Here is an 18931-nt window from a genome sequence, read left to right as displayed (position 1 = left end):
CACCGTGAGTCTGAGGAAACCCGCAATGCTGACCCTTAATATCAATGGCAAGGACCAGGAACTGGATGTCCCGGCGGACATGCCGTTGCTCTGGGTGCTGCGCGATGTCGCGCACCTGACGGGCACCAAATTCGGTTGCGGCATGGCCCAGTGTGGCGCTTGCACCGTACACGTCGACGGCGCGCCGCTGCGCTCTTGCATCACGCCTGCCACGGCGGTGGCCCACGGGCAGAAAATTCTCACCATCGAAGGCTTGTCCGCTGATGGGTCGCACCCGGTCCAGCAAGCCTGGGCCGAACTCGACGTGGTTCAGTGCGGCTATTGCCAGTCGGGGCAGATCATGTCGGCGGCCGCGTTGCTGGCGAAGATCCCCAAGCCCACCGACAGCGACATCGACCAGGCGCTGTCCGGCAACATCTGCCGCTGCGGCACCTACCCAAGAATCCGCGCCGCGGTCAAACGCGCCGCCGAGATCGGTTGATACCACGTCGAAGGGAGCTGACCCATGAACAGAATCAACCCTGTCTCGCGTCGCGGTTTTCTCAAGGGCAGTGCGGTGTTGGGCGGCGGTCTGGTGGTGGCGTTTGTCATCCCCGGTGCCAATCGCTTTGCCCTAGGCGCCGAGAATCAAGGAAACGTCTTCGCCCCCAATGCCTTTTTACGCATTGGCAACGACAACAGCATCACCGTGCTGCTCGGTCATTCGGAAATGGGCCAGGGCATCTGGACCGGCCTGACCATGTTGATCGCCGAAGAGCTGGACGCCGACTGGTCGAAAATCCGTGTCGAACATGCGCCGGCTTCGGCGGCCGATTATGGCCTGCCGGCGTTTGGCGGGATGCAGATCACCGGCGGTTCGACGTCGACCTGGATGGAGTTCGACCGCTATCGCCAGGCCGGAGCGGCGGCGCGCTTGATGCTGATCGAGGCGGCGGCCAAGCGATTCGACGTGGCGCCTTCGCAGATCCGCACCGAATCGGGCGTGGTCATGGCCGGCGACAAGCGCGCCACTTACGGCGAATTGGCGGATGACGCTGGCAAGCTGCCAGTGCCGGATCCGGCTTCGATCAAGTTCAAGGAAGCCAAAGACTGGAAGGTCATCGGCAAACCCACCAAGCGCCTCGACACCCCGGAGAAAATCACCGGGCAGGCGAAGTTCGGCATGGATGTGCAATTCGATGGGCTGATGACGGCGATGGTTGCACGTCCACCGGTGTTCGGTGGCAGCGTCAAATCCTTCGAAGGCGCCGAGGCACTGGCGGTGCCGGGCGTGCACAAAGTGGTGCAGGTGCCCACGGGTGTCGCGGTGATTGCCGATCATTATTGGGCGGCGAAGCTGGGGCGCGATGCGCTGAAGGTCGAATGGGACCTGGGGCCGAACGCCGGGCTCGACAGTCAGAAACTGCTGGAAAGCTTCCGTAAACTCGCCGCCACCCCCGGCACTTCCGCCAGTCGGGCCGGGGATGCGACGGCGACACTAGGCAAAGCAGCGAAGACGATTGAAGCAGAATACAGCGTGCCGTACCTGGCTCACGCGCCGATGGAGCCGCTCAACTGCACGGTGAAAATTTCCAAGGACAAATGCGAAATCTGGACCGGCACGCAGTTTCAGACGCTGGATCAGATGATCGCGGGGAAGATCACCGGGCTCAAACCCGAACAGGTAGAGATCCACACCCAATTCCTCGGTGGCGGTTTCGGGCGTCGGGCCAACCCGACCTCGGATTTTGTCAGCGAAGCCGTGTACGTCGCCAAAGCGGCGGGCGCGCCGGTAAAAACCGTCTGGGCCCGAGAGGATGACATTCGCGGCGGTTATTACCGCTCGGCGTTCCTGCATCAAGCGCGCATCGGCCTGGATGCCGACGGCATGCCAATGGCCTGGAAGCATGTGCTGGTCGGGCAGTCGATTCTGACTGGCACGTCGTTCGCGGCGACCATGGTCAAGGATGGCATCGACAAAACCTCCGTCGAAGGCGTGGCCGACAGTCCTTACCTTGAGGGGCTGGCCAACCACCAAGTCGAACTGCATTCGCCGCAAACCGGCATCAGCGTGCTGTGGTTGCGTTCGGTGGGGCACACCCACACTGCATTCGTCATGGAGTCGTTGATCGACGAACTGGCAGACGCCGCCGGCAAGGACCCGGTGGAATACCGACGCGCTTTGCTCAAGGCGCATCCGCGGCATCTGGGCGTCCTGAATCTGGCAGTAGAGAAAGCCAACTGGAAAGCACCGTTGCCAGACGGTCACGCATTGGGCGTGGCGGTGCATGAGTCTTTCGGCAGTTATGTCGCCCAGGTGGCCGAGGTGTCCCAGGACAATCTGGCGATTCGCGTGCACCGGGTGGTGTGTGCGGTGGACTGCGGCATTGCGGTCAATCCGCAGAGCATCGCCGCGCAGATGGAGTCAGGCATCACCTTTGGTCTCAGTTTTACCTTGCACAGCAAACTGACGTTCAAGGACGGTCAGGTGGAACAGTCCAATTATCACGATTATCAGGTCCTGCGCCTGAACGAGATGCCGGTGGTCGAGGTGCATATCGTCCCCAGCAGCGACAAGCCCGGCGGCATCGGCGAGGTCGGTGTACCGCCCGTGGCGCCGGCCGTGGCGAACGCGGTGTTTGCCCTGACCGGGCAGCGTCTGCGGGAACTGCCGTTGCAACTGTCGGGGGTGTGAGATGAGACGACATATATTTTGGGGCGCGGTGATGCTGATCGGCCTGGGTGGTTATACCTCGGACCTGTTCGCTGATGATAAAGAGGCGGTGAAGGCGTTCGACACGGTGCAGAAGGTGTTCCAGAGCCCGCGTTGCCAGAACTGTCATATCCCCGGCGATTCACCGTTGCAGTTCGACGCCGGTGTTCCTCACGCAATGAATGTGGTTCGCGGCCTGGACGGCAAGGGCGCAGCCGGTTTGCCGTGTGCCAGTTGTCATGCCGAACGCAATCCGCCGGCCAGCTATGGCCCCAACGCTCCACCCGGAGCACCGCATTGGAGCCTGCCGCCAGCCGCACACAAGATGGCCTGGATTGGGCTGCCAGCCGACAAGTTGTGCGCGATGATCAAGGACCGTTCCAGTAATGGCGACCGTGATTTTGCGGCGCTGATCAAGCACGTCAGCGAGGACAAACTGGTGCTCTGGGGCTGGCGCCCGGGCGAGGGGCGGGCGCCGGTGCCGGTGCCCCACGACATTTTTGTCACCCAGTTCAAGCTCTGGGCCGATGCTGGAGGGCCGTGTCCGGTTGCAGGAAGCTGACCAGCGGCGCGTTTATAGGGAGTCATACCGGGTATGAGCGACTCTAACGTTCATACCCATCAAGGAGTGAGTGATGTTAACCCCAGGCAAATCGTTTAAACCCGGCGTTGGCGCAGATGCCTTGCGTGCACCGAATATCCTCGACAGCGCGGCGCAGGATCGCGATGTATTGCGCGACCTGGCGCGAAAGGCCGAGCAAGAACTGACGGGCGTGCAGATGGCGAGCATGGATGAATTGACGCTGCTCTCCAATCGTCATGGCTTCGAGGCTTTGGCCCGGTTGGCGCTGGAGGCCTGTCAGCAGTTGGGCATACCCGCGACGCTGCTGTTTTTCGACCTTGATGACTTCAAACGCATCAACCAGCTGTACGGTCGCGCCGAGGGCGACGATGCCCTGAAAACCTTCGCCGATGTGCTACGCATCGCCTTTCGTGAAAGCGATGTGATCGGCCGGCTCGGCAGCGATGAGTTTGCTGCCTTGTTGACCGGCACCGACGCCGTGGAAATCGCCGCGATCAGAGCGCGCCTCGAAGAAATACTCGATGAACGCAATGCCACGGCGCATCGTGGCTATGACATTCGCTTCAGTATCGGGCAGATCGAGTTTGATCCTCGGCTACACCAGACGGCGGAAGACTTGCTGGCCTTGGTCGATAAGGCGCTGCGCGACGTCCGTCATTGTTGAATGGCGTCTTGCAATAGCGCTGCAACGTGCTCGGATCATTTGGCGAACAACTGGTCGATGTTCTTGAATGCCTTGAACTCCAGGGCATTGCCGCAGGGGTCGAAGAGAAACATCGTCGCCTGTTCGCCCACCAATCCCTGAAAGCGGATACCCGGTTCGATCACGAAGCGCGTGCCAAGGGCTTTCAAACGCTCGGCCAGGGCCTCCCATTCCGCCATCCCCAATACCACACCGAAATGCGGCACCGGTACGTCGTGGCCATCCACGGCATTGGTGTATGCGGCTTCCTGAGAAGCGTTTTTCGGTGCCAGATGAATGACCAGTTGATGGCCGAAAAAGTTGAAATCGACCCAGTGGTCGCTGGAGCGACCTTCTTCCAGGCCGAACACTTCACCATAGAAGCACCGGGCAGCGGCCAAGTCGTAAACCGGGATGGCCAAGTGAAAAGGGGACAGTTGCATCGGACGTGCCTCGACGGGTTGAGCGTTAAGACCGAGTTTAGTCCTGTGCTTTTTGATTGAAAGACGATAGTTTTTGCGACGAGCTCAAATTATTTCGATCAATCGGAGAGTCGCATGCTGCGGGAACTGAAAACCTTCATTGCCGTGACGCGTCATGGCACGTTCGCTGCGGCAGGCATGCACATTGGCCTGACCCAGTCGGCGGTCAGCGCGCAGATCCGCAACCTCGAACAGGCGTTGGGCATTCGCCTGTTCGATCGCACCGGACGTCAGGCGGTTCTCAACGCCGCGGGGCAGCGGGCGTTACCGATGGCTCGGGAAATCCTTGAGACCTTCAGCCGCATGGCCGTCAGTGATAGCGTCGGCGAGTTTCGTGGCGAATTGAAGATCGGCGCGGTGGCCACCGCCCAGACCGGGTTGTTGCCGCGCGCGCTGTTGCGACTCCGGCAGCAGGCGCCATTGCTGGAGGCGAAGCTGGTGCCGGGGGTATCCCTGAGCCTGTTGAGTCAGGTGGACACCGGCGAAGTGGATCTGGCGATTCTGATCAAGCCACCGTTTGAATTGCCCAAGGAATTGTCGGTGCAAGTCATTCGCCGGGAGCCGTTTGTGCTGATCGTACCGGCAGACCTTGAGGGCGACGACCCGCTGCAGTTACTCGCCAACCATCCCCACGTACGCTACGACCGCAATTCTTTCGGTGGGCGCTTGGTGACTCGCTTTTTACGTGAGCAGCAGATTGATGTGCAGGTAGCTCTGGAGCTGGATGAGCTGGAAGCTATCGTCAAAATGGTCGAATGCGGGCTGGGTGTTTCGCTATTGCCCGAGGCTGGGCTGTGGCTTGAGCATGGGGCGAAGGTGCGGATCATCCCGTTGGGTGAGCTGACGTTCTACCGGGAGATCGTGCTGTTGCAGCGTTATAGCCAGCGCACACAACCGATCCAGCAGTTGTTTGCGCGGTGTTTGACACAGATCGATGACTAAACGCTAACCCCTGTGGGAGCGGGCTTGCTCGCGAAGGCGGTGTACGGCATACAGAAAGTGTCGACTGGCGCACCGCTTTCGCGAGCAAGCCCGCTCCCACATTTGACCGCGTCAATCCTGGAATTGAAGCCATAAAAAAACCCGCCTGAAGAGGCGGGTTTTTAATGGCTAACCGAAGATCACTCTTCGATGTTGCCCATGGCGGTGGTGTTGAAGCCGCCGTCTACGTACATGATTTCGCCGCTGATGCCGGACGCCAGGTCCGAGCACAGGAAGGCGCCGGCGTTGCCGACTTCGTCGATGGTGACGTTACGACGCAGCGGGGTTTGCGCTTCGTTGGCGGCCAGCATCTTACGGAAGTTCTTGATGCCGGAAGCGGCGAGGGTGCGGATCGGGCCAGCCGATACGCAGTTCACGCGGGTGCCATCCGGGCCCAGGGAGCCGGCCAGGTAACGCACGCCAGCTTCCAAAGAAGCCTTGGCCATGCCCATCACGTTGTAGTTCGGCATGGTGCGCTCGGCGCCCAGGTAGGACAGGGTCAGCAGGCTGCCATTGCGGCCTTTCATCATTTCGCGACCAGCCTTGGCCAGGGCCACGAAGCTGTAGGCGCTGATGTCGTGAGCGATGCGGAAACCTTCACGGGTGGTGGCTTCGGTGAAGTCGCCGTCCAGTTGGTCGCCCGGGGCGAAGCCGACGGAGTGCACGATGCAGTCCAGGCCGTCCCACTTCTTGCTCAGTGCTTCGAAGACCTTGGCGATTTCTTCATCGCTGGCCACGTCGCACGGGAAGCACAGCTCAGGGCTCGAGCCCCAGCCTTGTGCGAATTCTTCGACACGACCCTTGAGTTTGTCGTTCTGATAAGTGAAGGCAAGCTCAGCGCCCTCGCGATGCATGGCGGCAGCGATGCCGGATGCGATGGACAGCTTGCTGGCGACACCGACGATCAGTACGCGCTTACCGGCGAGAAAACCCATGTGTTGCTCCTCTTTTCAGGTTTATTGCGCAGTGGCTGGTGCCAGAAAAGCGGCTTCCAGCAACTGCTGTGTATACGGATGTTGGGGGGCGGCAAAGATACTTTGCGCGTCTCCCTGTTCGACCACTTGGCCATGCTTGACCACCATCAGCTGGTGGCTCAGCGCTTTGACGACAGCCAGGTCATGGCTGATAAACAAATACGTCAGGTTGTACTTGGTTTGCAGTGAACGTAGCAGCTCCACCACTTGGCGTTGCACGGTGCGGTCGAGGGCCGAAGTCGGCTCGTCCAGCAGAATCAACGCCGGTTTTAGCACTAATGCCCGGGCAATGGCGATTCTTTGCCGTTGCCCACCGGAAAATTCGTGGGGGTAGCGGTGCCGGGTTTCCGGGTCCAGACCTACCTCCTTGAGTGCCGCAATAATCGCTTGTTCCTGTTCTGCCTCGGTGCCCATCTTGTGGATCCGCAGGCCTTCGCCGACGATCTGGCTCACGCACATCCGTGGGCTCAGGCTGCCGAACGGGTCCTGGAACACCACCTGCATTTCCCGGCGCAGCGGCCGAACTTCGCTCTGCGTCAGGCAGTCTAGCTGCTTGCCTTCAAAACGTATGACGCCTTTGCTACCGATCAGCCGCAAAATCGCCAGGCCGAGCGTCGACTTGCCGGAACCGCTTTCTCCCACAATCCCCAGGGTCTGGCCCTGGGGCAGGCTGAAATTGATGCCGTCGACCGCTTTGATATGGTCCACGGTCTTTTTCAGAAAGCCTTTCTTGATCGGGAACCAGACTTTCAGGTCCTCGACCTGCAGCAACGGCGGGCCAATCAGATTGGTCGCCGGCTTGCCGCTGGGCTCCGCTGCCAGCAGTTCCCGCGTGTACGGATGCTGCGGCGCGCGGAACAATTCTTCGCACGATGCCTGTTCGACGATGCAACCGCGCTGCATGACACATACCCGATGCGCAATTCTTCGTACAAGGTTCAAATCGTGACTGATCAGTAACAACGCCATGCCCAGACGGGCCTGTAATTCCTTGAGCAGTTCGAGGATTTTCAGTTGAACGGTCACGTCCAGGGCCGTGGTCGGTTCGTCTGCGATCAGCAATTCCGGCTCATTGGCCAGGGCCATCGCGATCATTACCCGTTGGCGCTGGCCGCCGGACAATTCGTGGGGCAGGGCCTTGAGACGCTTCTGCGGTTCGGGGATGCCGACCATTTCCAGCAGTTCCAGCGTGCGCTTGGTCGCGACTTTGCCGGTCAGGCCTTTATGGATACCCAGGATTTCGTTGATCTGTTTTTCGATCGAATGCAGAGGGTTGAGCGAGGTCATCGGCTCTTGAAAGATCATCGCAATCCGGTTGCCGCGGATGTGGCGGATGGTTTTCTCTTTCAGGTCCAGCAGATTCCGGTCGGAATAAGTGATAGTTCCGGACGGATGCCGGGCCAGCGGGTAGGGCAGCAGCCGCAGGATCGAGTGGGCGGTCACCGATTTGCCGGAGCCGCTTTCGCCCACCAGCGCCAGGGTTTCGCCGCGCTTGATGTCGAAGCTGACGCCCTCGACCACCCGCTGCACGCGCTCACCGACGACAAACTCGACGGCCAGGTCGCGCACTTCGATCAGATTGTCCTGATTCATTTCACTTCCTCGGGTCGAAGGCATCGCGAGCGGACTCGCCGATGAACACCAGCAGACTCAACATCAACGCCAGCACCGCAAACGCACTCATACCCAGCCACGGCGCTTGCAGGTTGGATTTGCCCTGGGCCACCAGTTCACCCAGGGACGGCGCGCCCGGCGGCAGGCCGAAGCCGAGGAAGTCCAGGGCGGTGAGCGTGCCGATGGCGCCGGTCAGGATGAACGGCATGAAGGTCATGGTCGAGACCATGGCGTTGGGCAGGATGTGGCGGAACATGATCGCACCATTCTGCATGCCCAGCGCCCGCGCCGCGCGCACGTATTCCAGATTCCGGCCGCGCAGGAATTCGGCGCGCACCACATCCACCAGGCTCATCCACGAGAACAGCAGCATGATCCCCAGCAGCCACCAGAAATTTGGTTGCACGAAACTGGCCAGAATGATCAGCAGGTACAGCACCGGCAACCCGGACCAGATCTCCAGAAAACGCTGCCCGGCCAGGTCGACCCAGCCGCCATAAAAACCCTGCAAGGCCCCGGCGATCACGCCGATGATCGAGCTGAGAATGGTCAGCGTCAAAGCGAACAGCACCGAAATCCGGAAGCCATAAATAACCCGGGCCAGCACATCGCGGCCCTGATCGTCGGTGCCCAGCAGGTTATCGGCCGAAGGCGGCGCGGGGGCCGGGACTTTCAGGTCGTAGTTGATGCTCTGGTAGCTGTAGGGGATCGGCGCCCACAAGACCCAGGCGTCCTTGGCCTTGAGCAGTTCGCGAATGTACGGGCTCTTGTAGTTGGCTTCCAGCGGGAATTCGCCGCCGAACGCGGTTTCCGGGTAGCGCTTGAGGGCCGGGAAGTACCAGGCGTTGTCGTAATGCACCACCAGCGGTTTGTCGTTGGCGATCAGTTCTGCACCGAGGCTTGCGCCGAACAGAATCAGGAACAGCCACAACGACCACCAGCCACGCTTGTTGGCCTTGAACAGCTCGAAACGTCGGCGATTGAGAGGGGACAGGTTCATCTCAATGCTCCCGGCTTTCGAAGTCGATGCGCGGATCGACAAAGGTGTAAGTGAGGTCACCGATCAATTTCACCACCAGCCCCAGCAGGGTGAAGATAAACAGCGTGCCGAAGACCACCGGGTAATCGCGGTTGATCGCCGCCTCGAAACTCATCAGTCCCATGCCGTCGAGGGAGAAGATCACTTCCACCAGCAACGAGCCGGTGAAGAAGATCCCGATGAACGCCGAGGGGAAACCGGCGATCACCAGTAGCATGGCGTTGCGGAACACATGGCCGTACAACACGCGGTGGCGGGTCAGGCCCTTGGCCTTGGCGGTGACTACGTACTGCTTGTTGATTTCATCGAGGAAGCTGTTCTTGGTCAGCAAGGTCATGGTTGCGAAGTTGCCGATCACCAAGGCGGTCACCGGCAGTGCCAGGTGCCAGAAGTAATCGAGGATCTTGCCGCCAGTGCTCAGTTCATCGAAGTTGTTCGAGGTCAGGCCCCGCAACGGAAACCAGTCGAAATAGCTGCCGCCGGCGAACACCACAATCAGCAAGATGGCAAACAGGAACGCCGGGATCGCGTAGCCGACGATGATCGCCGAACTGGTCCAGACGTCGAAGTGGCTGCCGTGTCGCGTCGCCTTGGCGATCCCCAGCGGGATCGACACCAGGTACATGATCAGCGTGCTCCACAGCCCAAGGGAGATCGACACCGGCATCTTTTCCTTGATCAGGTCGATGACCTTGGCGTCACGGAAGAAGCTGTCACCGAAATCCAGGGTGGCGTAGTTCTTGATCATGATCCACAAACGCTCCGGCGCCGATTTATCGAAGCCGTACATGTGCTCGATTTCCTTGACCAGCGCCGGGTCCAGGCCTTGCGCCCCACGATAGGCCGAGCCGGCCACCGACACCTCGGCACCGCCGCCGGCAATGCGGCTGGTGGCGCCTTCGAAGCCTTCGAGCTTGGCGATCATCTGTTCCACCGGCCCGCCGGGGGCGGCCTGGATGATCACGAAGTTGATCAGCAAAATGCCGAGCAGGGTCGGGATGATCAGCAGCAGTCGCCGAAAAATATACGCCAGCATCTGATTACTCCGTGCCCGCAGGGTCGGCTTGCAGTTTGGTTTCGACTTCTATCGGCAATGTCGCGTTGGGCTTGACCCACCAGGTATTGATGCCGATGTCATATTTGGGCGAAACCTTCGGGTGGCCGATGTGGTTCCAGTACGCCACGCGCCAGGTTTTGATGTGCCAGTTGGGGATCACGTAATAGCCCCATTGCAGCACCCGGTCCAGCGCCCGGGCGTGGGCCACCAGGCTTTGTCGCGAATCGGCGTTGATCAGTTGCTCGACCAGTTGATCCACCACCGGGTCTTTCAGGCCCATGGAGTTGCGGCTGCCGGGTTTGTCGGCGGCGGCGGTCATCCAGAACTCGCGCTGTTCGTTACCCGGCGAATTGGATTGCGGGAAGCTGCCGACGATCATGTCGAAGTCCCGGGAGCGCACGCGGTTGATGTATTGCGAGACGTCGACCCGGCGAATCACCAGATCGATGCCCAGGTCGCTGAGGTTGCGCTTGAACGGCAGCAACACCCGCTCGAAGTCGGTCTGGGCCAGCAGGAATTCGATGGTCACCGGTTTGCCGGTGGCGTCGACCATTTTGTCGTCGACGATTCGCCAGCCGGCCTCTTGCAGCAGTTGATAGGCCTTGCGCTGCTGGGTGCGGATCATGCCGCTGGCGTCGGTCACCGGGTTCTGGAACGCCTCGCTGAACACTTGCTCGGGAATCTTGCCGCGGAACGGATTCAAAATTTCAAGCTGGTCGGTGTCCGGCAGGCCGGTGGCGGCCATTTCCGAGTTTTCGAAGTAACTGCGGGTGCGCGCGTAAGCACCGTTGAACAGTTGCTTGTTGGTCCATTCGAAGTCCAGCAACAGGGTCAGTGCCTGACGCACACGCACATCCTGAAACACCGGGCGGCGCAGGTTGAACACGAAGCCTTGCATGCCGGTGGGGTTGCCGTTGGGGATTTCTTCCTTGATCAGCCGACCTTCGGCCACCGCCGGAATATTGTAGGCCTTGGCCCAGTTTTTCGCGGCCGATTCCAGCCAGAAGTCGAACTGACCGGCCTTGAGCGCTTCCAGCGCGACGGTGTTGTCGCGGTAGTAGTCAGTGGTCATCACGTCGAAGTTGTAGAAGCCGCGATTGACCGGCAGGTCCTTGCCCCAGTAATCCTTGACCCGCTCATAGCGCACCGAACGTCCGGCCTTCACTTCGCTGACCTTGTACGGGCCGCTGCCCAGCGGCAGTTCCAGGTTGCCCTTGTTGAAATCGCGGGTGGCCCACCAATGCTTGGGCAGCACCGGCAATTGGCCGAGGATCAGCGGCAATTCGCGGTTGTTGTTGTGCTTGAACTTAAACAGCACTTTGAGCGGGTCTTCGGCGACCACGTCCTCCACGTCGCTGTAATAGCCGCGGAAAAGCGGGGCGCCGTCCTTGATCAGGGTCTGGAAGCTGAACACCACGTCTTCGGCACGTACCGGATGGCCGTCGTGGAAGCGTGCTTCGGGACGCAGGTAGAAGCGCACCCAACTGTTGTCCGGGGCTTTTTCGATTTTGCCGGCGATCAGGCCGTATTCGGTAAACGGCTCATCCAGACCCTGTTTGGCCAGGGTGTCATAGATCATGCTGATGTCGTCGGCCGGCACGCCTTTGTTGATGAACGGGTTGAGGCTGTCGAAGCCACCGAACCCAGCCTGGCGAAAGATCCCGCCCTTGGGCGCGTCGGGGTTCACGTAATCGAAATGTTTGAAATCGGCCGGGTATTTCGGCGGCTCGTTGTACAGGGTCAGGGCATGTTGCGGGGCGGCGCAGGCCAGCCCGGCGAACAACAGACCGCTGGCCTGCAAGAGCAGGGCGCGTACGGGTTTCATCGATCTTTCTCCGAAGATTTCAGCCACCACGCGCTCAGGCCCAGGGTGTAGGGCGGCGTGGTGACGAAGGCGAACCGGTTGCGGTAGGCCAGGCGGTGATAATTGAGGTACCAGTTGGGAATGATGTAGTGCTGCCACAGCAGCACCCGGTCGAGCGCCTTGCCGGCGGCGACTTGTGCATCACGGGTCTGGGCGGCGAGCAGTTGTTCAAGCAAATGGTCGACCACCGGGTTGGCGATACCTGCGTAATTCTTGCTGCCCTTGACCCCGACCTGGCTGGAGTGGAAGTACTGCCATTGTTCCAGGCCCGGGCTGAGGGTCTGGTTGAGGGTCATCAGGATCATGTCGAAATCGAACTGATCGAGGCGCTGTTTGTACTGGGCGCGATCGACCGTGCGCAGCCGTGCGTCAATGCCGATGCTGGCGAGATTTTCGACGTAGGGCTGAAGGATGCGTTCCAGGTTCGGGTTGACCAGCAGGATCTCGAAACGCAACGGTTGGCCAATGGTGTTCTGTAGCCGTTGACCGTTGAGCTTCCAGCCGGCCTCGGCGAGCAGCTCCAGGGCCTTGCGCATGGTTTCCCGCGGAATGCCGCGGCCTTCGGTCTGCGGCAGGCTGAACGGCTCGGTGAGCAGCTTGGAGGGCAACTGATCGCGATAGGGCTTGAGCAGCAGCCACTCATGACCGACCGGTAGCCCGGTCGCGGAGAACTCGCTGTTGGGGTAATAACTCATGGCGCGTTTGTAGGCGCCACTGAACAGCGTGCGGTTGGTCCATTCGAAGTCGAACATCAGCCCCAGCGCTTCGCGGACCTTGGCCTCGGCGAAGGTTGGCCGCCGGCTGTTCATGAACAGGCCCTGGCTCTGGGTCGGGATCTGGTGCGCGATTTGCGCCTTGATCACATCGCCACGGCGCACGGCCGGGAAGTTGTAACCGTTGGCCCAGTTCTTCGCCTGGTGTTCGATGTAGATGTCGAACTCACCGGCCTTGAACGCTTCGAAGGCCACGTCGCTGTCACGGTAGAACTCGACTTCCATGCGATCGACGTTGTACTTGCCGCGATTGACGGGCAGGTCTTTGCCCCAGTAATCCTTGACCCGTTCGAAGACGATCTGCCGCCCGGGCGTTACCGAGGTGATGCGATACGGCCCGCTGCCCAATGGCGGCTCGAACGTGGTGGCCTTGAAATCGCGACCTTCCCAGTAATGCTGGGGCAACACTGGCAACTCGCCCAGACGCAGGATCAGCAGCGGATTACCGGAGCGTTTGAAGACGAAACGGATGCGCCGTGGGTTGAGAATATCCACCCGCGACACTTCCTGAAGGTTGGTGCGGTATTGCGGGTGACCTTCCTTGAGCAGTAAACGGTAAGAGAACGCCACATCGTAAGCGGTGATCGGCGTGCCATCATGGAAACGCGCTTCGGGGCGCAGGTTGAACACCACCCAGCTGCGGTCCTCGCTGTATTCCACCGATTGGGCAATCAGGCCATAACTGGAGGTCGGCTCATCGCCGGACGGCGCGTATTGGCCGGTGCCGACCATCAACGGTTCATTGAGTTCGTTGATGCCGTATTGCAGGAAGTTGGCGGTGGAAACCGGGCTCGAACCCTTGAAGGTGTATGGGTTGAGCGTATCGAAGGTGCCAAACGCCATCACCCGCAACGTACCGCCCTTGGGCGCTTGCGGGTTGACCCAGTCGAAGTGGGTAAATCTGGCCGGGTACTTGAGCGTGCCGAACTGCGCATAACCATGGCTTTCGCTGATCGTCGCGCTTGCGGGGGAGCTCAAGGCCAGGCTGATCAGGAGCAGGAGGAGGGGACGCTTCAAGTCAGAGATCCGATCCAGGCGGCTTGGGCTTTGTGGGCCGTACAGTAACAGCTTGTATCGACAGGAAAAAGACGGGGGGTTAATGCGTTGTTAATTGTGAGGTGATGGTCCGGTGGATTGCAGAACCTGTGGCGAGGGAGCTTGCTCCCGCTCGGCTGCGAAGCAGTCGTAAACCTGACTGCGCGGTGTCAGAAATCATCGGGTTTCAGGTTTTGGGGTTGCTTCGCTACCCAGCGGGAGCAAGCTCCCTCGCCACAAAAAAGCCCCATTGCCCGAAGCTGCTTAATGCGGCGAAGCAACCGTCAGCATCTGCCCCGGTTTCAGCGCCTGGCCAACCCGAGGGTTCCAGCGCTTGAGGTGCTGCATTTCAACGTTGAAGCGTTTGGCGACCATGTACAGCGAGTCGCCTTGCTTGACCTTGTATTGGGTCTGTTGCGTTTTGTTTGTAACCTTGCCGTTGGTCTTGCTGTTCGCCGCGACCACAGTGTTGACGCGCCCGGATTTGCGCTTGGCGGTGTCCTGCATCACCAGGGTCTGGCCGACCTTGAGGTCTTTGCCGTTCAGCTTGTTCCAGCGTTGCAGGTCTTTGACCTCGACCTTGTTGGCCTTGGCGATGGTGCCCAGATTGTCGCCGCGTTTGACCCGATAGGCGCGCTTGAGGCTGGCGATTTCGCTGTCGTCTGCCCCTTCGAACACCGGCTTGAGGGATCGCTGGCTGATCAGCTCGTCAGGACGCATGGTCGACAGGCTGGCGGTCAGCAGTTGCGCCTTGGACGTTGGCACCAGCAGATGCTGGGGGCCGTCGATGGTGGTGCGCTGCTTGAAGGCCGGGTTGAGCTGGAACAGTTCGTCTTCGTCGATATTGGCGACGGCGGCAACCTTGGACAGGTCCATGCGCTGGTTGATTTCGACGACCTGGAAGTACGGTTCATTGGCGATCGGGTTGAGGTTCACGCCATAGGCGTCGGGCGCCAGGACCACTTGCGACAGGGCCAGCAGCTTCGGCACATAGGCCTGGGTTTCCGCTGGTAGCGGCAGGTTCCAGTAGTCGGTCGGCAGGCCGAGTCGTTCGTTGCGCTCGATGGCCCGGCTGACCGTGCCTTCGCCGGCGTTGTACGCCGCCAGGGCCAGCAGCCAGTCGCCGTTGAACATGTCGTGCAGGCGGGTCAGGTAATCCATGGCCGCGGTGGTCGAGGCGGTGATATCGCGACGGCCATCATAGAAACGGGTTTGACGCAGGTTGAAATAACGCCCGGTGGAAGGGATGAATTGCCACAAGCCAACCGCATCGGCCCGGGAATAGGCCATCGGGTTGTAGGCGCTTTCAATCACCGGCAATAGCGCCAGTTCCAGCGGCATGTTGCGTTCTTCAAGGCGTTCGACGATGTAGTGAATGTAGAGGCTGCCGCGTTCGCCGGCGTTTTCGAGGAAGGACGGATTACTGGCGAACCACAGGCGCTGTTGCTCGATGCGCGGGTTGACGCCCAGGTTGTCCTGCAACTGGAAGCCCTGGCGCATGCGCTCCCAGACGTCCTGTGGAATTTGCGGTGTTGGTTTTTCGCTGAGCCAGACAGGTTTTTGCTTGGCTCGAGCGGCGATGTTCGGAGTGTGTGTCGCTTCGGTCTGCGGCACATGGCTGGAACAGCCCGCCAGAGTGGCGGACACAGCCACCGCGATGGCTTGAGCCAAGCGGGTCAATGCGTCTGAATTGATGGCTTTACGAATAGGTGACGACATTGGCTGGAAGTAAGTTCCGGGCAAAAATGTCGGGCGATTCTAGAAAGCGCACCCCCTGCGGTCAACCATTCAGAATTTTTGTACCAACGTGATGGCTACTTAGAACTTATCTTTCCAAGCGCGTAGAGCAGCAAAAACCGCACTCGGAGCCCGGTTTTGGGTTCCATTCCGTTCGTCCACTTTTTCTTTAACGGATGTTTCGTCAACACGCAAAAACGGGTTGGTAAGCTTTTCAAGCGCCAGAGTAGAGGGCAGCGTCATGATTCCGGCTTCACGTTGTGCGGTGACTTTTTCCAGACGTGCGGCGGTGTCCGGATTGCCCGGTTCGACCGCTGCGGCAAACTTCAGATTGCTCAGGGTGTACTCGTGAGTGCAGTAGATCAGCGTGTCTTCGGGCAGCGCCGCGAGGCGGCTCAGCGAGTGATGCATTTGCTCCGGCGTGCCTTCGAACAGGCGCCCGCAACCGGCGGCGAACAGGGTGTCACCGCAAAACAAATGGCCCTGATGATAAAAGGCGATGTGCCCGAGGGTATGGCCCGGCACCTGGATAACATCGAAGTCCCAGCCCAGCACGCTGATGCGGTCATTGTCCTTGAGCGCCACGTCCCGCGCCGGGATGCTTTCGCTGGCCGGGCCGTAGACTGTCGCGTCTGTCGCTTTTTTCAGCCGCTCGACGCCGCCGACATGGTCATGATGGTGATGAGTGATCAAAATATCGCTTAACACCCAACCCGTGTGCGCCGCGAGCCAGGCTTGTACTGGCGCGGCATCGCCCGGATCGACCACGGCGCAGCGCTGGGTGCTGTGGTCTTGTAACAACCAGATGTAGTTGTCGGTGAAGGCGGGCAGGGCACTGATCTGTATCATCGTCGGATTCGCCAAGCGGAAAACATTGGCGCATCTTAGAACTTCCTGGCGCGTTGGAGAATGCAATGACCGATAAAGCGTTCGCTCAGGCCGATCCTGAGTGGCTGACATTGATCAGCGCGGCCCGTGAATGGCTGTCCGGCCCCATCGGGCAATTTCTGCTGGACGAAGAACGACGCATGCTCGAAGACGAGTTGGGGCGCTTTTTCGGCGGCTACCTGGTGCATTACGGCCCTTCGGCGCAGACGCCGCCGTCGGCGCCGCAGGTCCAGCGCAATGTGCGGCTCGGCGCGCCGTTGCCGGGTGTGGAGATCGTCTGCGAAGAGCAGGCCTGGCCTTTGAGCGAGCACGCCGCCGATGTGGTGGTGTTGCAGCACGGGCTGGATTTTTGCCTGTCGCCCCACGGTTTGCTGCGCGAAGCGGCGAGCAGCGTTCGGCCTGGCGGGCATCTGCTGATTGTCGGGATCAACCCCTGGAGCAGCTGGGGCCTGCGTCGTGTGTTCGCCCATGACGCCTTGCGCAAGGCCCGTTGCATTTCGCCGTCGCGGGTTGGCGACTGGCTGAATCTGCTGGGCTTCGCGCTGGAGAAACGCCGCTTCGGGTGCTATCGTCCGCCGCTTGCGTCGCCTGCCTGGCAAGCCCGTCTGGCCGGTTGGGAGCGCAAGGCCGGTGACTGGCAGTTGTCGGGTGGTGGCTTCTATTTATTGGTCGCGCGCAAGATTGTTGTGGGCCTGCGGCCGGTGCGTCAGGAACGGCGCGAACCGATGGGCAAACTGATTCCCTTGCCGATGGCCAAGGTCAACCGTCGTCACCTCGAACCGTAATACACATTTTATTTTCCCGGCCGGGTTCGCCCCGGCCTCGGGCATCGTCGGTCACCAATCGGCGAGCCACCGCATTTTCTGGATAGATTGGCATGAGCGATAGCGTAGAACTCTTCACCGATGGCGCCTGTAAGGGCAACCCTGGCCCGGGCGGCTGGGGTGCATTGCTGGTGTGCAAGGGCGTTGAAAAAGAACTCTGGGGCGGCGAAGCCAACACCACCAACAACCGCATGGAGTTGATGGGCGCGATCCGTGGCCTGGAAGAGCTCAAGCGCTCCTGCGACGTACTGCTGGTGACCGACTCCCAGTACGTGATGAAAGGCATCAACGAGTGGATGGCCAACTGGAAGAAACGCGGCTGGAAAACCGCGGCCAAGGAGCCGGTGAAAAACGCCGATCTGTGGAAACTGCTCGACGAGCAGGTCAGCCGCCACAACGTCACCTGGAAATGGGTGCGCGGGCACATCGGCCATCACGGCAACGAGCGGGCCGACCAACTGGCCAACCGTGGCGTTGATGAAGTGCGTGGGTACAAGCAGGCCTGATTTCGGTTCTACCGATGCACCGCGTCATCGTTCTTCGCGAGCAAGCCCGCTCCCACATTCGACCGAGTTCTCTCAGGGGAATGCGATCAAATGTGGGAGCGGGCTTGCTCGCGAAGGCCACGACTCGGTGTTCCTGCCAGGGCGCATCGCGGGCAAACCCGGCTCCTCAAGAAATCACAGCATCAAAATCGCGGCGGCCAGTTGCTGGTCTGAATACCGGTCGTTGACGATCTCGCGAGCGTGTTAACATCGCCGCTTTTGCACGATTGACCCGTTGAGAGCTGAGCACTGATGGCCACCAGATCCGTTGTACTCGATACCGAAACCACCGGCATGCCGGTGACCGACGGCCACCGGATTATCGAAATCGGTTGTGTCGAGTTGATCGGTCGGCGCCTGACCGGCCGGCATTTCCACGTTTACCTGCAACCGGATCGCGAGAGTGACGAAGGCGCCATCGGCGTCCACGGCATCACGAACGAATTCCTGGTGGGCAAGCCGCGTTTCACTGAAGTGGCCGATGAGTTCTTCGAGTTCATCAAGGGCGCACAGCTGATCATCCATAACGCGGCGTTCGACGTTGGCTTCATCAACAACGAATTCGCCCTGATGGGCCACCACGATCGCGCGGACATCACGCAACACTGCTCGATCCTCGACACCCTGATGATGGCCCGGGAGCGTCACCCGGGGCAGCGCAACAGCCTCGACGCCTTGTGCAAACGCTATGGCGTCGACAACTCCGGCCGTGAGCTGCACGGCGCCTTGCTCGACTCCGAGATTCTCGCCGACGTCTACCTGACCATGACCGGCGGCCAGACCAGCCTGTCGCTGGCCGGCAACGCGTCCGATGGCAATGGTTCAGGTGAGGGCGCGGATAACTCCGCCACCGAAATCCGTCGTCTGCCGGCCGATCGTCAGCCGCTGCGGATCATTCGCGCGAGTGAAGAAGATCTGGCCCAGCACATTGCGCGCCTTGAAGCCATCGCCAAATCCGCCGGCGCTCCGTCGTTGTGGCAGCAATTGGCCGAGGCCAAGGCTCAGGCCTGAGCCCCTTCGAGCGGAAGGGCTTTTGTGGCGAGGGAGCTTGCTCCCGCTCGGCTGCGCAGCAGTCGCAAATCCTGCCAATACGGTGTATCTGAGCGAGTGCAGGGGGCCGCTTCGCAGCCCAACGGGAGCAAGCTCCCTCGCCACAGGTAA

General features: G+C 60.5%; 17 protein-coding genes. 8 read left to right on the top strand and 9 right to left on the bottom strand.

Annotated features, from left to right (window positions below; all coding sequences use genetic code 11):
- Window positions 1-25 precede the first annotated feature (25 nt).
- The 4 genes from KW837_RS13180 to KW837_RS13165 all read left to right on the top strand — a co-directional run bounded on the left by KW837_RS13180 (window position 26) and on the right by KW837_RS13165 (window position 3939).
- The gene (locus KW837_RS13180) at window positions 26-481 is read left to right on the top strand and encodes a (2Fe-2S)-binding protein (RefSeq protein ID WP_007906916.1); all 456 of its coding nucleotides are present in this window, start codon (window positions 26-28) and stop codon (window positions 479-481) included.
- 24 nt (window positions 482-505) lie between these two features.
- Window positions 506-2674, top strand: coding sequence for a xanthine dehydrogenase family protein molybdopterin-binding subunit (locus KW837_RS13175; protein ID WP_218396281.1), 2169 nt, complete (start codon window positions 506-508; stop codon window positions 2672-2674).
- Window position 2675: 1 nt separating this feature from the next.
- Window positions 2676-3254 carry a hypothetical protein gene (locus KW837_RS13170; RefSeq protein WP_218396279.1) on the top strand — a complete coding sequence of 193 codons (579 nt, stop codon included), beginning with the start codon at window positions 2676-2678 and terminating at the stop codon, window positions 3252-3254.
- A 73-nt stretch (window positions 3255-3327) separates the two neighbouring features.
- Window positions 3328-3939, top strand: coding sequence for a GGDEF domain-containing protein (locus KW837_RS13165; RefSeq protein ID WP_218396276.1), 612 nt, complete (start codon window positions 3328-3330; stop codon window positions 3937-3939).
- 35 nt (window positions 3940-3974) lie between these two features.
- Here KW837_RS13165 and KW837_RS13160 read toward each other — a convergent pair whose 3' ends face one another.
- Window positions 3975-4400 (bottom strand): VOC family protein, encoded by a 426-nt coding sequence (locus KW837_RS13160; protein ID WP_218396274.1) that lies wholly within the window; start codon window positions 4398-4400, stop codon window positions 3975-3977.
- Window positions 4401-4514: 114 nt separating this feature from the next.
- Here KW837_RS13160 and KW837_RS13155 point away from each other — a divergent pair, with 114 nt between their 5' ends.
- On the top strand, window positions 4515-5381 hold the full coding sequence (locus KW837_RS13155; RefSeq protein ID WP_218396272.1) for a LysR family transcriptional regulator: 867 nt from the start codon (window positions 4515-4517) through the stop codon (window positions 5379-5381).
- Window positions 5382-5560: 179 nt separating this feature from the next.
- Here KW837_RS13155 and fabI read toward each other — a convergent pair whose 3' ends face one another.
- The 8 genes from fabI to gloB form a co-directional block, all read right to left on the bottom strand.
- Window positions 5561-6355, bottom strand: a complete 795-nt coding sequence (gene fabI, locus KW837_RS13150; protein WP_007906751.1) for an enoyl-ACP reductase FabI — start codon at window positions 6353-6355, stop codon at window positions 5561-5563.
- Between the two features lie 21 nt (window positions 6356-6376).
- The gene (locus KW837_RS13145) at window positions 6377-7987 is read right to left on the bottom strand and encodes an ABC transporter ATP-binding protein (RefSeq protein WP_218396270.1); all 1611 of its coding nucleotides are present in this window, start codon (window positions 7985-7987) and stop codon (window positions 6377-6379) included.
- A 1-nt stretch (window position 7988) separates the two neighbouring features.
- A complete protein-coding gene (locus KW837_RS13140) occupies window positions 7989-9008 on the bottom strand; it encodes an ABC transporter permease (protein ID WP_008074378.1) in 1020 nt (339 codons plus the stop codon).
- 1 nt (window position 9009) lies between these two features.
- Window positions 9010-10083 carry a microcin C ABC transporter permease YejB gene (locus KW837_RS13135; RefSeq protein ID WP_123495110.1) on the bottom strand — a complete coding sequence of 358 codons (1074 nt, stop codon included), beginning with the start codon at window positions 10081-10083 and terminating at the stop codon, window positions 9010-9012.
- Window positions 10084-10087: 4 nt separating this feature from the next.
- Window positions 10088-11929: an extracellular solute-binding protein gene (locus tag KW837_RS13130; RefSeq protein ID WP_218396268.1), complete on the bottom strand. Its 1842-nt coding sequence runs from the start codon at window positions 11927-11929 to the stop codon at window positions 10088-10090.
- On the bottom strand, window positions 11926-13758 hold the full coding sequence (locus KW837_RS13125; protein WP_218396265.1) for an extracellular solute-binding protein: 1833 nt from the start codon (window positions 13756-13758) through the stop codon (window positions 11926-11928). The genes KW837_RS13130 and KW837_RS13125 overlap by 4 nt, the downstream gene beginning before the upstream one ends.
- A 282-nt stretch (window positions 13759-14040) precedes the next feature.
- Entirely contained in the window at window positions 14041-15495 is a 1455-nt protein-coding gene (locus KW837_RS13120) for a transglycosylase SLT domain-containing protein (protein WP_218396262.1), read from the bottom strand.
- 99 nt (window positions 15496-15594) lie between these two features.
- On the bottom strand, window positions 15595-16362 hold the full coding sequence (gloB, locus tag KW837_RS13115) for a hydroxyacylglutathione hydrolase (RefSeq protein ID WP_218396742.1): 768 nt from the start codon (window positions 16360-16362) through the stop codon (window positions 15595-15597).
- Window positions 16363-16427: 65 nt separating this feature from the next.
- Between gloB and KW837_RS13110 the strand changes: the two genes are divergently transcribed.
- From KW837_RS13110 to dnaQ, 3 genes are all read left to right on the top strand, one after another.
- Window positions 16428-17186: a class I SAM-dependent methyltransferase gene (locus tag KW837_RS13110; protein ID WP_218396259.1), complete on the top strand. Its 759-nt coding sequence runs from the start codon at window positions 16428-16430 to the stop codon at window positions 17184-17186.
- A gap of 92 nt (window positions 17187-17278) precedes the next feature.
- A complete protein-coding gene (gene rnhA, locus KW837_RS13105; RefSeq protein ID WP_014339041.1) occupies window positions 17279-17731 on the top strand; it encodes a ribonuclease HI in 453 nt (150 codons plus the stop codon).
- Window positions 17732-18022: 291 nt separating this feature from the next.
- A complete protein-coding gene (gene dnaQ / locus KW837_RS13100) occupies window positions 18023-18781 on the top strand; it encodes a DNA polymerase III subunit epsilon (RefSeq protein ID WP_218396256.1) in 759 nt (252 codons plus the stop codon).
- Window positions 18782-18931 lie beyond the last annotated feature (150 nt).

This window comes from Pseudomonas sp. PDM24, from assembly GCF_019218905.1.
Classification (GTDB): Bacteria; Pseudomonadota; Gammaproteobacteria; order Pseudomonadales; family Pseudomonadaceae; genus Aquipseudomonas.
Note: the sequence above shows the minus strand (reverse complement) of the source record. Positions and strands in the feature narration are given on the sequence as shown.

Bases quoted from the DNA above. Each gene is read 5' to 3' on its own strand.
- KW837_RS13165 (WP_218396276.1), top strand. From the start codon at position 3,328: ATGTTAACCCCAGGCAAATCGTTTAAACCCGGCGTTGGCGCAGATGCC.
- rnhA (WP_014339041.1), top strand. From the start codon at position 17,279: ATGAGCGATAGCGTAGAACTCTTCACCGATGGCGCCTGTAAGGGCAAC.
- KW837_RS13160 (WP_218396274.1), bottom strand. From the start codon at position 4,400: ATGCAACTGTCCCCTTTTCACTTGGCCATCCCGGTTTACGACTTGGCC.
- KW837_RS13140 (WP_008074378.1), bottom strand. From the start codon at position 9,008: ATGAACCTGTCCCCTCTCAATCGCCGACGTTTCGAGCTGTTCAAGGCC.
- gloB (WP_218396742.1), bottom strand. From the start codon at position 16,362: ATGATACAGATCAGTGCCCTGCCCGCCTTCACCGACAACTACATCTGG.
- KW837_RS13170 (WP_218396279.1), top strand. From the start codon at position 2,676: ATGAGACGACATATATTTTGGGGCGCGGTGATGCTGATCGGCCTGGGT.
- KW837_RS13110 (WP_218396259.1), top strand. From the start codon at position 16,428: ATGACCGATAAAGCGTTCGCTCAGGCCGATCCTGAGTGGCTGACATTG.
- KW837_RS13175 (WP_218396281.1), top strand. From the start codon at position 506: ATGAACAGAATCAACCCTGTCTCGCGTCGCGGTTTTCTCAAGGGCAGT.
- KW837_RS13155 (WP_218396272.1), top strand. From the start codon at position 4,515: ATGCTGCGGGAACTGAAAACCTTCATTGCCGTGACGCGTCATGGCACG.
- fabI (WP_007906751.1), bottom strand. From the start codon at position 6,355: ATGGGTTTTCTCGCCGGTAAGCGCGTACTGATCGTCGGTGTCGCCAGC.
- dnaQ (WP_218396256.1), top strand. From the start codon at position 18,023: ATGGCCACCAGATCCGTTGTACTCGATACCGAAACCACCGGCATGCCG.
- KW837_RS13145 (WP_218396270.1), bottom strand. From the start codon at position 7,987: ATGAATCAGGACAATCTGATCGAAGTGCGCGACCTGGCCGTCGAGTTT.
- KW837_RS13180 (WP_007906916.1), top strand. From the start codon at position 26: ATGCTGACCCTTAATATCAATGGCAAGGACCAGGAACTGGATGTCCCG.
- KW837_RS13135 (WP_123495110.1), bottom strand. From the start codon at position 10,083: ATGCTGGCGTATATTTTTCGGCGACTGCTGCTGATCATCCCGACCCTG.
- KW837_RS13120 (WP_218396262.1), bottom strand. From the start codon at position 15,495: ATGTCGTCACCTATTCGTAAAGCCATCAATTCAGACGCATTGACCCGC.
- KW837_RS13130 (WP_218396268.1), bottom strand. From the start codon at position 11,929: ATGAAACCCGTACGCGCCCTGCTCTTGCAGGCCAGCGGTCTGTTGTTC.